Origin of the sequence: Flavobacterium cheongpyeongense (genome assembly GCF_003202435.1) — a bacterium.
GTDB classification, from domain to species: domain Bacteria; phylum Bacteroidota; class Bacteroidia; order Flavobacteriales; family Flavobacteriaceae; genus Flavobacterium; species Flavobacterium cheongpyeongense.
On the sequence record NZ_QJHK01000010.1, the window covers coordinates 56,562 to 70,590 of the forward strand.

15 protein-coding genes are annotated in these 14,029 nt (G+C 36.7%); 12 read left to right on the forward strand and 3 right to left on the reverse strand.

The features are described 5' to 3' along the window. Positions 1–2: 2 nt before the first annotated feature. Entirely contained in the window at positions 3–965 is a 963-nt protein-coding gene (locus tag DMB65_RS12425) for an MlaD family protein (RefSeq protein WP_110306968.1), read from the forward strand. A 180-nt stretch (positions 966–1,145) separates the two neighbouring features. Here DMB65_RS12425 and DMB65_RS12430 read toward each other — a convergent pair whose 3' ends face one another. Further along, a complete protein-coding gene (locus DMB65_RS12430) occupies positions 1,146–2,198 on the reverse strand; it encodes a response regulator (protein WP_110306969.1) in 1,053 nt (350 codons plus the stop codon). Continuing rightward, positions 2,195–3,385, reverse strand: a complete 1,191-nt coding sequence (locus DMB65_RS12435) for a PAS domain-containing sensor histidine kinase (protein ID WP_230470662.1) — start codon at positions 3,383–3,385, stop codon at positions 2,195–2,197. The genes DMB65_RS12430 and DMB65_RS12435 overlap by 4 nt, the downstream gene beginning before the upstream one ends. 240 nt (positions 3,386–3,625) lie before the next feature. Here DMB65_RS12435 and DMB65_RS12440 point away from each other — a divergent pair, with 240 nt between their 5' ends. The 6 genes from DMB65_RS12440 to DMB65_RS12465 all read left to right on the forward strand — a co-directional run bounded on the left by DMB65_RS12440 (position 3,626) and on the right by DMB65_RS12465 (position 9,858). After that, the gene (locus DMB65_RS12440) at positions 3,626–4,078 is read left to right on the forward strand and encodes a response regulator (protein ID WP_110306971.1); all 453 of its coding nucleotides are present in this window, start codon (positions 3,626–3,628) and stop codon (positions 4,076–4,078) included. Between the two features lie 422 nt (positions 4,079–4,500). Next, entirely contained in the window at positions 4,501–5,058 is a 558-nt protein-coding gene (locus DMB65_RS12445) for a general stress protein (protein ID WP_110306972.1), read from the forward strand. Positions 5,059–5,093: 35 nt separating this feature from the next. Further along, positions 5,094–5,492: a hypothetical protein gene (locus tag DMB65_RS12450; protein ID WP_110306973.1), complete on the forward strand. Its 399-nt coding sequence runs from the start codon at positions 5,094–5,096 to the stop codon at positions 5,490–5,492. A gap of 190 nt (positions 5,493–5,682) precedes the next feature. Then, complete coding sequence (locus DMB65_RS12455; protein ID WP_110306974.1) at positions 5,683–6,351, forward strand: BON domain-containing protein; 669 nt, start codon at positions 5,683–5,685, stop codon at positions 6,349–6,351. Between the two features lie 110 nt (positions 6,352–6,461). Beyond that, a complete protein-coding gene (locus DMB65_RS12460; protein WP_078229883.1) occupies positions 6,462–7,508 on the forward strand; it encodes a glycoside hydrolase family 130 protein in 1,047 nt (348 codons plus the stop codon). After that, entirely contained in the window at positions 7,498–9,858 is a 2,361-nt protein-coding gene (locus tag DMB65_RS12465) for a glycosyltransferase (RefSeq protein WP_230470664.1), read from the forward strand. Before DMB65_RS12460 ends, DMB65_RS12465 begins: the two co-directional genes overlap by 11 nt. Before the next feature lie 50 nt (positions 9,859–9,908). On the opposite strand, the gene DMB65_RS12470 is transcribed toward DMB65_RS12465, so the two are convergent. Next, on the reverse strand, positions 9,909–10,511 hold the full coding sequence (locus tag DMB65_RS12470) for a 2,3-bisphosphoglycerate-dependent phosphoglycerate mutase (protein WP_110306975.1): 603 nt from the start codon (positions 10,509–10,511) through the stop codon (positions 9,909–9,911). 291 nt (positions 10,512–10,802) lie between these two features. Here DMB65_RS12470 and DMB65_RS12475 point away from each other — a divergent pair, with 291 nt between their 5' ends. From DMB65_RS12475 to DMB65_RS12495, 5 genes are all read left to right on the forward strand, one after another. Further along, on the forward strand, positions 10,803–11,486 hold the full coding sequence (locus tag DMB65_RS12475; RefSeq protein ID WP_110306976.1) for a DUF6629 family protein: 684 nt from the start codon (positions 10,803–10,805) through the stop codon (positions 11,484–11,486). A gap of 110 nt (positions 11,487–11,596) precedes the next feature. Beyond that, positions 11,597–12,256 carry a BON domain-containing protein gene (locus DMB65_RS12480; protein WP_110306977.1) on the forward strand — a complete coding sequence of 220 codons (660 nt, stop codon included), beginning with the start codon at positions 11,597–11,599 and terminating at the stop codon, positions 12,254–12,256. 36 nt (positions 12,257–12,292) lie between these two features. Further along, a complete protein-coding gene (locus DMB65_RS12485) occupies positions 12,293–12,604 on the forward strand; it encodes a hypothetical protein (RefSeq protein ID WP_110306978.1) in 312 nt (103 codons plus the stop codon). 14 nt (positions 12,605–12,618) lie between these two features. Then, positions 12,619–13,098, forward strand: a complete 480-nt coding sequence (locus DMB65_RS12490; RefSeq protein WP_123955341.1) for a hypothetical protein — start codon at positions 12,619–12,621, stop codon at positions 13,096–13,098. A gap of 29 nt (positions 13,099–13,127) precedes the next feature. Continuing rightward, positions 13,128–14,021 carry a DnaJ C-terminal domain-containing protein gene (locus DMB65_RS12495; RefSeq protein WP_110306980.1) on the forward strand — a complete coding sequence of 298 codons (894 nt, stop codon included), beginning with the start codon at positions 13,128–13,130 and terminating at the stop codon, positions 14,019–14,021. The last annotated feature ends 8 nt before the right edge of the window (positions 14,022–14,029 follow it).

The window sequence follows — 14,029 nt, forward strand, 5'->3', positions numbered from 1 at the left end:
TCATGAAGAAAAAATCAGATTATATCTGGAAATTAGGATTGTTTGTCATTGCGGCGCTGACCATTTTTCTCGTTGCGGTTTATTTCATTGGCAAAAGCCAAAACCTTTTTGGTGAGACCTTTAGCTTAAAAGCAAAATTCAAAAATGTCAGTGGACTTAAAAACGGCAATAATGTACTGTTATCGGGAATCACTATCGGAACCATAAAAGACATCTCTTTTATTTCCGACTCTACCGTAGTGGTCAATATGATAATCCGGGAAGAAGTACATCAATACATCAAAACCGATGCCTGGGCCAGTATTGGCTCGGATGGGCTAATGGGTGATAAAATACTAACGATCTCTCCTAAAAACAGTTTTGCATCAGTGGTCAAAGACGGCGATATAATTGCATCAAATGAAGCGGTGGGAATGGAAGACCTGATTGCCGGGCTCAAAAAAAGCATTGACAATGCAGAGGTTATAACAAAGGAGTTATCTGAATTCAGTTCTAAAATTAATAATGGAAAAGGTGCCCTTTCGAAAGTGCTGACCGATGAGCATTTTTCAAAAAGCATCGATGTTACAATGAAAAACCTCAAGGACAGCTCTAATGAATTTGCTGTTTTTACCAAAAAGATTAACGATAAGGAAGGTACATTATCAAAACTTATGACAGATCCTTATTATGCCAATAGCATAAAAAAAACACTCTCCGGTTTTGAGAACAGTGTGGCTGATTTAAATATTTTTACCCAAAAGCTAAATAGTGGAAAAGGCATCCTGCCCAAACTGATCAGTGACGAAAGATTGTCCAATTCTTTAGATTCTACCCTTATAAATTTACAAACAGGCTCAAAAAATCTAATTGAAATTGAGCAGGCAGCCAAACAGAATTTCCTGCTTAGGGGCTATTTCAAAAAAAAGAAAAAACTGGAAGCCAAAAAAGAACTGGAACTGCAAAAAGCAGTTGATACTAACTAACAATGAAAACCTAACTACCTTAAAAATCAAAATATGGAATGGCATGACGGGCAGGTAAAACAGAAACCAGGAGGCAGTAACGTTTTAGGATATGTGAAATTTATGTTTCTGAATTCCTATAACATTTATCTTCATGATTCGACATCCAGATCCTTTTTCAATAAAGACTTTACTTTTATACTAATTTTTCATCTTGCTTATTTTTATGTAATCCAGAATCTTAAGCTGGCTGCCTTTTTTTTCTATTAATCCTTCATTTCTAAATTCGGTTAATGTTCTGCTTACTGTTTCGGATGCAGTTCCTGACATCGCCGCCAGATCACCCCTTGTTACATTGATGCTATCTCCTTTTACCATTTCTTGCTGACGAAAGAGTCTCAGCAGGGACTCTGCAATCCTCTTTCTGACCGACTGATAGGCCAATTGCAGCAAATGTGTGTCTTTGCTTCTGATTTCATTCGAAAGGATTTTAATGAATTTCTCCCCTACATCAGGGTATAATTTTAGTAATTCTTCGAGCTGTTCTTTTGGAAAAAAACAGACCTGACTGTCTTCCAGTGCTGTTGCGGTATCGGTGTAGGTATCATCTGAAAGAATCGTGTGAGCCCCTAAAAAATCATTGGTGTAGTACATACCGGTCATAAGTTCCCTGCCGTCTTCAGACAGCTTAACCGTTTTGATTTTACCTGAGATTACCAAATAAATACCTATGGCACGATCGCCTTCATAATGGATAATCTGATTTTTCTTAAAAGGCCTGTGAACATGCTCTTCTATCATTTTTTTCAGTTCAGAGAGCCCTTCTTTATCTCCCACTAAACTTTCAAGCCGTCCGAGCGAGTGGCTGTAAAAATCTATTTCAGACTTCTTTTTGTTCAGCCTGCTTTCTATTGCATGTAAAAGTTCCATATCATCAAAAGGTTTGGTCAGATAATCATCCGCTCCCATTTCCATGGCTTTTCGCAAATCCGGCCTTTCTGATTTTGCAGTAATAAAAATAAAGGGGATTGTACTTGTTTTGGGATTTTTATTGAGCATATACAATACACCGTAACCGTCGAGCTCCGGCATCATAATATCACATAAAATGATATTGGGCAGGTTTGCAACAGCAGATTCAACACCTGCCTTGCCATTATTAGCCTGATAAACAGCATATCCGGCTAAATTAAGAATTTCTACAATATTTTCCCTAATGTCATTATTGTCTTCAATAATCAGTACTTTACTCATGATATGGAAAATGTTAAGGTGAATAATGTTCCCTCTTGTTTATTACTTTTAAAATCTGCCGTTCCATTCATCAGGGATACATAACGGCTCACTATATTTAAACCAAGACCAGTCCCTGGGATACTGCCGGTGTTGTGCGCCCTGAAAAAGGCCTGAAATAAATGTTTTTGTTCTTCCAAAGGAATCCCAATCCCGTCATCGTGCACTGAAAGAATATAGCTTGTATCACTAATTTCAGTTGTAAAATCAATACAGCAACTATCTCCTGAATACTTTATCGCATTTGTAATCAGATTAATAGCGCAATTCTTTAATAAATTAGCATCCAGATATATCATGGTTTGAATACCTACATGTTTACAGACAATCTTTTGGCTGGGTTTGGCCAGAAGCTGCATTTCTTCGGCTATTCCTTCACCAAATTTAACCAGATCAAAACAAGTAAAACTAGCTTTCATCTTTCCTGTTTCTAATTTTTCAACATAAAGAAAATCATTCAGTATAGCCGTTAAACTCATCACCGAATTTTTAATTTTCCCAACGTGCTTATTTATAGGCTCACTTTGAAATGCCTCGGCATATTTTTCAATTAGTGAAGCCGATAACTGCACTGTGCTTAAAGGGGTACGAAACTCATGGGAAGCCATGGATAAAAAACGATTCTTCAATTTATTGAGTTCTTTTTCCTTCTCCAGAGAAATGCTTACTTTTTCTTTTGCTTTTTCCAAAGCAAAAATAGTATCATTAAGCGATTTGGTCCTCTCTTCTACCAACTCTTCCAAATGTGATGCATAATCCTTAAAACGTTCTTCATCTACTTTCTGCTGAGACTGATCGTGAATAAATCCGGCATAAATAGTCCTGCCTGAATATTGCACTTCACTCACACCTAATTTCATCGGAAACTCATAACCTCCTTTACGCAGTCCTGTCAGTTGACGGCCAATACCAATGATCCCTGGCTTTCTGCTTGTTTTGTAACTACTTAGATAGGCATCGTGCCTATCACGGTCAGGCGAAGGCATCAGCATCGAAATGTTTTGGCCTACAACTTCTTCTTCGAGATAATCAAAAAGAATACAACCTGCCGGGTTAATTGTTTCTATTGTCCCAATTTCATCTATTGTAATTATTCCATCCAAAGCATTTTGTACAAGAGCATATAGCAGTGCAGCATTATTCATCATCAAACCGATCAAATTATGATGATCCTTATAAAGGTCGACTATTTAAAAATGGAAAATCACTTTATATCAGGTTTTCACACCACAATTAACACATTATCATCGTTTTGGCTATAAATAAGACCTATTGTATTTGTTTTGCACCCAACAAAATAATATACATCATTCTTTATTCTGCTTTAGCTCATTTGAGTTCACTTATACATGTTGGTTCTTTGACATGAAAATCTAAAACCAAATTTGATGCACTACAATCCAAGACCACTCTGCATGCTGCTTATTAAAGATCATTCCAAAATAACAGATACACTTCAGACCGCTCTGACCAATTTGGAATCTAAACATTCCATTACAGTGTTTAAAGATGTAGAATTGTGCCTGAAACATTTAAGAAAAAAGCCTAAAGCCGCATCGCCAATCTTATTTTTTAATTTAAATGATACCAATGGACATAAACTTCTTACTGAAATAATAACTGTCAGAAATGATAAAAAAAACAAAGATCTCCCCATTGTAGTATATGATCCAAAGGCAGCCCTTTGTGATGAAGAAATATTCATAGCAGGCGCCAATATCTATATTAAAAAATCAAGCGACATTTTTGAACTCAAAAAAGTGCTTAAGAAAGTGATTAATATGGATTGGTATTTTGAGTCCGAGAAATTTAATCGTGAAACCTTTTTCGTGTCAGTATAATTGCAATTTTTTCTCCACATAAAAAAAGTGCCCTACATCACTTTTATTGCTGATGTCTGTCATTTTGAATTCCTTGCTGTTACCTCAACTTTGTACAACAAGGAAGAAGGATAATAAGTTCTTCTGGCAGGCTAAATTTAAAGAAACCATCATCAACAAAAAGATGGTTCAGGACGCCTTAAATGGAAGCACCAATTGAGAACAGCTGAAATTGGAGTTACAGTAAAAAACAGCATAGAATACCCAACCCGGTATTGTTGATGTACCACAAAAAAGCTAAAACAGAAACACCCCAAAACAAACATCAGGAGTTACGGATGTCTTAGAAAATATACAGTTAAAAATCAATCTAAAATAATGTATTAGCATATAGCAAAAACCTCAGATGGATATTATAAAGCCATTCATTAAATGCAATCAACATGAAAAACACAAATACATTAGTTGCCTTTTATGCCACTCATCTTAAAGCCGAAACAGCTATTAAGAAACTCGAAAAAAGCGGATTCGATATGACTAAACTATCCCTCATAGGAACAGACTACCATAGTGATGAAACTGTAACGGGTTACTACACAGTTGGAGACCGCATGAAAAAATGGGGAAGCTTTGGGGCTTTTTGGGGTGGCTTCTGGGGATTACTGTTTGGATCCGCTTTCTTTTTTATTCCGGGACTCGGGCCTCTGCTGGTTGCGGGACCTCTTGTTTCAGCCATTATTGGGGCGCTGGAAGGTGCCGCCTTACTGGGAGGCAGCAGTGTTATTGTGGCCGCATTGGTAAGTTTAGGTATTTCAAATCATGATGTTTTAAAATACGAAACAGAGATAAAAGCAGGCAAATTTATGCTCTTGGTGCATGGAAGCAAAATCCAAACAGAAAATGCACGCAAAGTACTGGGAATCCATATTCCTAAAGAAAACGGTGTAAAAGACCAAGAATCTGTTTCTGCTGAAGAAATCGAAGCCGAAACAATGCAATAAGTAAAGAAAATATTCAAACTTATAACTTTAAAAAAATGAAAACGATAAAACAATTAGGCATCTATTTAGACCATGCCGCAGCGAATTTGATTGATTTTACCGGTAATGATAAAGGGCCTCAGGTTATAGCATCTGACTTTGATATTCAGGACAAACACGAAACCCTGCAAAGAAGCGAGAGTGAAATGCACCATAAAGAGCAGGATAAGCAAAGGCAATACTTTAAGAAAATCGCAGCTATTGCCGTAGACTTTAATCAACTTGTCTTATTTGGCCCTACTACGGCAAAAACTGAATTACTACACTTTTTGCAAAAAGACAACAGTTTTGAGAAAATTCAAGTAGAAACTGAAAACACCGTTAAAATGTCCCTTAAAGAGCAAGAGGTTTTTGTTCACGACCATTTTAAAAAATTTGACTTTAAAAATAGTTGAGATGGAAAAAATACTTTTTAAAATAAACTGCTATGCTGCAGAAAATGGAATTATCATCAAAGTCATCTCCCTTTATCAAAGTATTCAGTACTATCTGGGAATTGTATTTCCAGTCTGACAAAATCGGTGCTTGGGATTCTTTCAAGAAGCATTAACTAAAAATGAATTATAAATTTTTAATACATACATTATGAAAACCAACGAAGAATTACAAAAAGACGTTCAAAATGCCATTAAATGGGAACCTCTTTTACATGCTGCAGAAATTGGAGTAACCGTAAAAGATGGTGTAGTAACCCTAACGGGTATGGTAGACGGATATTATAAAAAAAAGGAGGCTGAAACCGCAGCCAAAAATGTATCGGGAGTAAAGGCAGTTGTAGAAAAAATAGAAATTAAATACTCCCATACCTTTACCAAAACTGACAATGATATCGCCAATGAAGTCTTAAAAGCCTTAAAGGACAATTGGGCTGTGGCAGAAGATCATGTTAAGGTAAAAGTAGAAGATGGCTGGGTCACACTTGAGGGTGAACTGACCTGGAATTTTCAGAGACAAGATGCCAAAACTGCCATCAGCTTCCTGCCGGGAGTAAAAGGGGTGACCAATGAGATCAAAATCAAATCGGACATCAAAGATGCTATCGAAAAAAAGGATGTCGAAAAAGCACTGGCAAGAAGCTGGTCACTGAACGCTAAAAATATCACGGTGACTGTAAATGGTACCAATGTAAAATTAACAGGTTTTGTTGATTCGATTTATCAAAAAGATCAAGCCGAAAAAATCGTCTGGAAAACTCCAGGGATATGGTCCATTGACAATGATCTTGTTGTGGAATATGATTATGCCATTTTATAAATGCAGAACAAAACAGAGGGCAATGTCCTCTGTTTTTATTTACAAACCTCGGCTCATTGATCTCTAAATTAAAAGTATTACAAGATTACCAAAACACTTAAAATAAGCTTATGATATCGATAAAAAGAGAAGGGATTATACTGGAGAAAACCGAACTTGTATTTGAAGACGAAGGGGTAATGAATCCGGCTGTTATCAAAAAAGGAGATGCTGTTCATCTTTTTTACCGGGCCGTACGCCATGGTAATTATTCAACTATAGGCTATTGTAAACTAAAGGGACCATTGAATATTGTTCAACGAAACACTGTGCCTCTTATTATTGCTGAATTTGACTACGAAAGTCACGGAATAGAAGACCCCAGAATAGTAAAAATTGAAGGCGTTTATTACCTGACCTATACCGCATTTGATGGTGTAAATGCTTTAGGATGTCTGGCAGTTTCGACAGATTTAATTCATTTTGAAAAAAAAGGGATAATAGTACCCACTATTACTTATAGCCAGTTTAATGAATTGACAAATGCTGAAAATTTAAACAACAGCAAATATTTCAGATACAACCAGCACAACGGAATGGTCGAACAAGATGGCAAAAAAATACTCCTATGGGATAAAAACGTTATTTTCTTTCCCCGAAAAATAAAAGGTAAATTCTGTTTTATGCACCGCATTAAACCCGAAATCCAGATCATTGTTGCTGTTAGTTCACTTACAGATCTAACAAATGCATTCTACGAGGATTACTTCATGAATTTTAATGACCATATTTTACTCTCACCAAAATACGATCATGAATGCAGTTATGTTGGTGGAGGATGTCCGCCGATAGAAACGCCCAAGGGATGGCTTATTATTTATCATGGGGTCAAGGACAGCATTGATGGATATGTATATTCGGCCTGCGCTGCTTTATTGGATCTTGATCATCCGCAGATTGAAATAGCACGCCTGCCCTATCCTCTTTTCAGTCCAAAAAGGGATTGGGAACTGGAAGGAGAAGTCAATAATGTGTGTTTCCCCACAGGAACAGTTGTCTTTGAGGATACTTTATATATCTATTATGGTGCCGCAGATGAACAAATAGCCTGCGTATCGGTTAGCTTATCAGGTTTAATTAATGAATTAATACTTAATACTAAAAAAAATGACAATTAAGACTCCGCTTCTAAACAGTATCAGCCTATGGGCATCAAAAAAAAACACAGCTATTTCAGAGGATAAAAAAGAGCATAAAATACCTGAAATTTTATTTATCACCTCATTTCCTGCCCGCGAATGCGGTATTGCAACCTATTCTGAGGACTTAATTGCTGCTTTAAATAATAAGTTTGAGAGTTCTTTTAATATAAAGGTCGCTGCTCTGGAATCCATAAATGACAGCTATAGTTATGGTGATGCTGTGGATCAAATTCTTAAAACGGATTCTGCTGATTCCTACCAGAAGCTCTCTGAATACTGCAATAGCGATGAGGGAACTAAGCTACTTTTAATACAACATGAGTTCGGACTCTTTAAAAATAATGAGACCGATTTGATTAAATTCTTAAGCGCTTCGATAAAACCTGTTTTAATTGTCCTTCATACTGTTTTGCCTCTGCCCAATCAGGAGATGAAACGAAATATTATCGAAATGGATACCTTTATTGACGGATTTATTGTCATGACTCAAAGATCCGCTGCATTGCTGCAGAACGTTTATGGCATTGACAGGGAGAAAATTTCGGTTATTGCCCATGGAACCCATTTGGTAAAACATGGGGATAAAGAAATATTAAAAGAAAAATACGGACTTGCAGGTAAAAAAGTAATCTCCACTTTCGGACTCTTAAGTTCTGGTAAATCAATTGAGACCACTTTAGATGCACTACCGGTTATCACAAGCCAAAACCCTTCTATTTTATTTTTGATCATTGGGAAAACTCACCCGTCAGTAGTTAAAGAGGAAGGAGAAAAATATCGGGATTTTCTAAAAAAAAGAGTCGAAATCTTAGGACTGCAAGAGAACGTAAAATTTATTAATGTCTATTTGCCATTAGAGGAATTACTCGAATATTTGCAGCTTACAGATATCTATCTTTTTACCTCCAATGACCCGCATCAGGCTGTAAGCGGCACTTTTTCCTATGCAATAAGCTGTGGCTGTCCCATTATATCTACCCCAATTCCACATGCACTTGAAGTACTTCAGGATGGAACCGGAGTTATCATTGAGTTTGGAGATACGATACAATTGGCTGAAGAAGTTCTAAGGCTTTTAAAAAATTTACAGTTTCGTAAAGCTATTTCGGCCAACGGCATCCACAAAATGGCACCTACGGCATGGGAGAATTCCGCAATTGCACATGCCGGATTATTTAAAAAAATCATAGCCGAAAAAATAGATTTGCATTATAAAATTCCGGAAATAAATCTGAGCCATTTCAAAAATTTAACCACTTCATTTGCCATGATCCAATTTTCAGTAATCAACCATCCTGATATCAGCACAGGATATACTTTAGATGACAATGCCCGTGCATTAGTGGCTATCTGCCAGCACTATGAATTGAAAAGGGAGCCTGAGGATTTAGAACTCATTGAAAAATATTATAGTTTTATCAAATTTTGTCTGCAGGAAAATGGGAGTTTTTTGAACTATGTCAACATAGATCAAGAATTTACCAAACAAAACAGTGAAAATCTGGAGGATTCCAACGGAAGAGCAATCTGGTCTCTGGGTTTTATGCTTTCCCTTTCCAGTATTTTTCCTGTCGGATTTACAGCAGATGCCGCAAAGACCATGAAGAGAGCTTTACGAAAAGTACATACAATTTATTCCACAAGAGCAATGGCATTTGTCATTAAAGGAGTTTATTATCGTAACAAAAATGCGGTAGATTTTGAAAATATTGCACTTATAAAACTGCTTTCGAATCGATTGGTAAAAATGTACAGACATGAATGCAAATCTAACTGGAAATGGTTCGAAAGCTATCTGACTTATGGCAACAGCATACTGCCCGAAGCGCTTCTTTGTGCCTACTTAGCCACAGGTGAATATCAATATAAGGAAATTGCCAAAGAATCTTTTGATTTTCTTTTATCTCATATTTTTACAGACAATAAGATCAAAGTAATATCCAATAAGGGATGGCTTGACTCAAACAGGCATAAAAAAGAAACCGTAGGCGGAGAACAGCCCATTGATGTTGCCTATACGATTCTTGCCCTTGAGCGATTCAATGGTGTTTTTAAAAATTCATCCTATCTGGAAAAAATGGAAACTGCTTTTAGCTGGTTCTTAGGCAATAATCATTTGCACAAGATCATCTATAATCCATGCACTGGCGGCTGCTATGACGGTATGGAAGAAAATTATATTAATCTCAATCAGGGTGCAGAATCTACAGTAAGCTATTTAATGGCACGTTTAACTATGGAAAAATATACTGCTAAAAAAGAGCTGCTGCATAAAAACACAAGTAAAATCAAGCTTTCGGAGAATATTACTGCTTTAAACATATAAATCATCATCCAAAAATGTTGCTAAAAAACAAATCAGATCAGTCCGATGATTTAAAGATACTTCACTGCCGAGAGTTCTAGTTCTGTATTAAATTCATAAAGCCGGGGCTGGCCTGTGGGGATATTTACCTTGACAATGTCAAGCGGATCGATGTTTTCAAGGTACATCATCAGGGATCTTAAACTGTTGCCATGGGCTACTATTAAAATATTTTGACCCATTTTTAATTTTGGTTCTACTTCTGTTTTATAATAAGGAACCACGCGGTTATACGTATCCAGCAGGCTTTCTCCTCCTGGAGGACATATATCGTAGCTTCTTCTCCAGATATCCACTTGTGCCAAGCCATACTTTTGCGCTGTTTCATCTTTGTTGAGTCCCTGCAAAGTACCGTACATACGCTCATTAAAAGCTTTATTTTTTACAATAGGAATCCTTACCTTCATTTCAGCGAGAATAATTTGCAGGCTCTGCTGCGCCCTTGTAAGCATGGAAGTATAGGCGATATCAAAAACATAATCAATCAGTTTTTGCCCTGCCTGTTTTGCTTGTTCTCTTCCAAGGTCAGTGAGCGGAATATCCAGGATTCCTGTAAAACGGTTCTCTAAATTATAAAGCGATTGTCCGTGTCTGACAAAGATTAATAGTGCCATTTTTTTTCATTAAAACCAGTATCAAAGCTAACGTAAAAACAGCCTGAGAAAGTGTTCCAGATCACTCTTTACAATGTTAATGATCATTTCCCTATTGGCTGTTTTAGACCAAATTTGCTGGACAGATTTAAAAACTAAATCCTCTAAATCCAATCTCTAAAAATTACAATCATGAAAACATTATTCGCACTTATCGCCCTAGCCGCTTTAACAGCCACTATCCTTATGAATACTGTAGGCAGAAGAGTCAAACCAACTAAAACCAAGTCCTAAACCCTAAGCTATTTCTTTATGTGTTTCTCTGCTACAGCAAGTTTTAGTGCCGGGATTGTCCTTGCAGTTATTGGAGTCGCCTCCATAAAAAAAATACAGCATCGCTCACAAACTATGTTTGCCTTAATCCCTTTTATATTTGCCATACAGCAGTTCTCTGAAGGATTATTATGGTTATCCATTCCCAATGAAAAGTGGTCCTGTCTGCAAACCAGTATTACTTATTTTTATCTGATTATCGCACAAATTATCTGGGCCGTCTGGGTTCCGGTTGCCATACTGCTTTTGGAAAAAGAACAAACCCGAAAGCAAATGCAAAGAATACTTGTGGCAATTGGGATGTTTGTTTCGATGTACCTTACTTACTGTTTGTTCCATTTTAGTATTAGATCCGAGATTGACTGTTATCATATAGCCTATATCCAGACTTATCCCGAGGACTTTCGGGTGATGGGTGGATTGCTTTATATCATTGCTACAATACTTCCTCCTTTCTTTTCACACATCAGACGCATGTGGTGGTTAGGGGTAATGGTTTTGATATCCTACATCGTTACAACTGTTTTTTATGAAAGTTATCTGGTATCAGTATGGTGCTTTTTTGCTTCCGTGATTAGTTTATCGGTATACCTGATCTTGTCAGAGATAAAAATAAGTCATCGTGAAGAAATATACCTGAAAAGAGCTGTAGGACGGAACTAAAAAAAATCAGTTCATCACGATATGTAACTAGAATCAGTTTTTAGAATGTCGACGATCATTTATCAAGACTTTGATAAGGCGCAACTTTACTTCCATAAATCTATACACAAATGAAAACCAACGACGAACTACAAAAAAAAATCATAGAAGCCATAAATTGGGAACTCCTATTATCAGCCGCAGAAATTGGCGTTGAAGCTTCTGACGGAATTGTTACCCTAACGGGATCGGTAAACAGCTATGCAAAAAAAGAAGAAGCCGAAGCAGCAGCTAAAAATGTATCGGGCGTAAAAGTGGTAGTAGAAAAAATCGAAGTAGTACTCAACGATAAAACTCAAAAGTCAGATAATGAAATTGCAGCCGAAATTATAAACGCTTTCAAATGGCATTGGGATATTCCGCATAACAGAGTGCAGGTAAAAGTCGAAAATGGCTGGGTAACACTTACCGGTTCTCTGGAATGGAACTACCAGAAAGAAGAGGCTAAAAAAGCAGTAAGCGTGCTCATAGGTGTCAAGGGGATCATCAATAACATTATGATTATCTCTTTGTCCAAAGACCGGATCAATAAAAAAGACATTGAAGATGCTATAGAGCGAAACAAAATTATAGGAAATATAGCCATCACAGTCGAAGTTATAGACAATTCTGTTACGCTAAAAGGGAATGTCGAATCCTGGTTTCAAAAAAATGAAGCAAGCCGTCTGGCCTGGAAAACTCCTGGTGTACTGGAGGTCAAAAACAACTTACATGTAGAACTTGAGCAATAGCCCTGAAACATTCCCTGGCAAAAAAAAATATGAATTATGGAAAAAGTAAATATGGATAGTCTGGTCACCGTACTGGCCGAAATTGAAAATCTGGGATTTACATCCCAATTTGAAATTAATGGAAAAACCATGGTTTCGCTTAAAACAGATAATCATTATATGCCGGATCAAATAAAAATAGTCCATTTCTATCGTTTTGAGGGAGAATCCAATCCTGAGGACAGCTCTATCATGTATGCTATTGAGACCCATGATAAAGAAAAAGGAACCCTTGTGGACGGTTACGGAATCGCCTCAGATTCTGCAACAACAGATTTTATATGCAAAGTAAATGATATTCATAAATGATAACTTCACCAAAGATGAAAAAACTGAATCCATCCATTACGATCATTTTTGTAATCTCGGCAAGTATAATTCTACTGAACCGATACACCCAGTTTCATATTAATGATTACAGGGTGCATTTTTTCTTTCTTTTTTTTTCTGTATCTTTAATGGTAATTCTGATTGGACAGTTTTTTAAAAAATTACAAAGCAATTGGTCGATCATTGCTGTTTTCCTAATCATTGGCATCCTATGCGGGCTTAAAGCTTTTTTTACATGGGGCGGAGACTGGAAAACACAAACCATACTTTACAGAAATATTCAAAATAAAGGCAAAACAATCAATTATCAATTGCGTGGAGACCGATTTGCATTTGGATACAAAAAACGAATTATAGGTATCTACCATCTGGCACCTTTTATGGAGTGGACAATAGATGTAGATACACTTTATCTGGATAAAACAAAATGGAGAAAGATAAATCTGCAGGTCAATGAGATGAAACTCAAATAGAAAAAAAATAATAACCTAAAACTACTGTAATGGAATTTATAGATTATTATAAAGTTCTCGAGATACCCAAAACGGCAAGCAAAGCCGAAATTAAGAAAGCCTACCGGAAACTGGCCAGAAAATACCATCCTGATCTGAATCCGAATGACAGGCAGGCTGAAAAGAAATTCAAAGAAATCAACGAAGCCAATGAAGTGCTGGGCAATGAGGAAAACCGTAAAAAATATGATACATACGGAAAAAACTGGAAACAAGCCCAGGAGTTTGAAAAATCAGGTTACAATCCAAATGATCGGCAAAGTTCCGCAAGACAGTATCAGGATGGTAATTCCGAAGAAAATTTTTCGCAGTTCTTTCAATCGATGTACGGCAGTGGCAATTCGCAGCGAAGAAGCACGTCTAAATTTAAGGGAGAAGATCTGAATGCACAATTTCAGCTAACCTTAAAAGAGGCATTTTCTACCCATAAGCAGATCATCACTGTTAATCATAAAAATATCCGAATTACCATTCCCGCCGGAGTTGAGAATGGACAGACCATAAAAATTCCAGGACATGGCAGCAGTGGTATTAATGCAGGACCAAATGGTGATTTATTCCTAACTTTTTCCATAACTGATAATGCTGATTTTAAGCGTGAAGGCAACAATTTGTACAGCAATACCGAATTAGATGTTTTTACCGCTGTTCTGGGAGGCGAAATTACTATCAATACCTTCGATACAAAAGTAAAACTCAATGTACCTGCAGGAACACAAACAGGAACAAGGGTAAAATTAAAAGGGAAAGGTTTTCCTGTTTATAAAAATGAAGATCATTTTGGAGATTTATACATCACTTATATTCTTAAAACACCTGTTAACCTTACCGAGAAACAAAAAGAACTCTTTGTTGAACTTTCTGAATTAAGTACTTCTGAATAAGCCAAAAT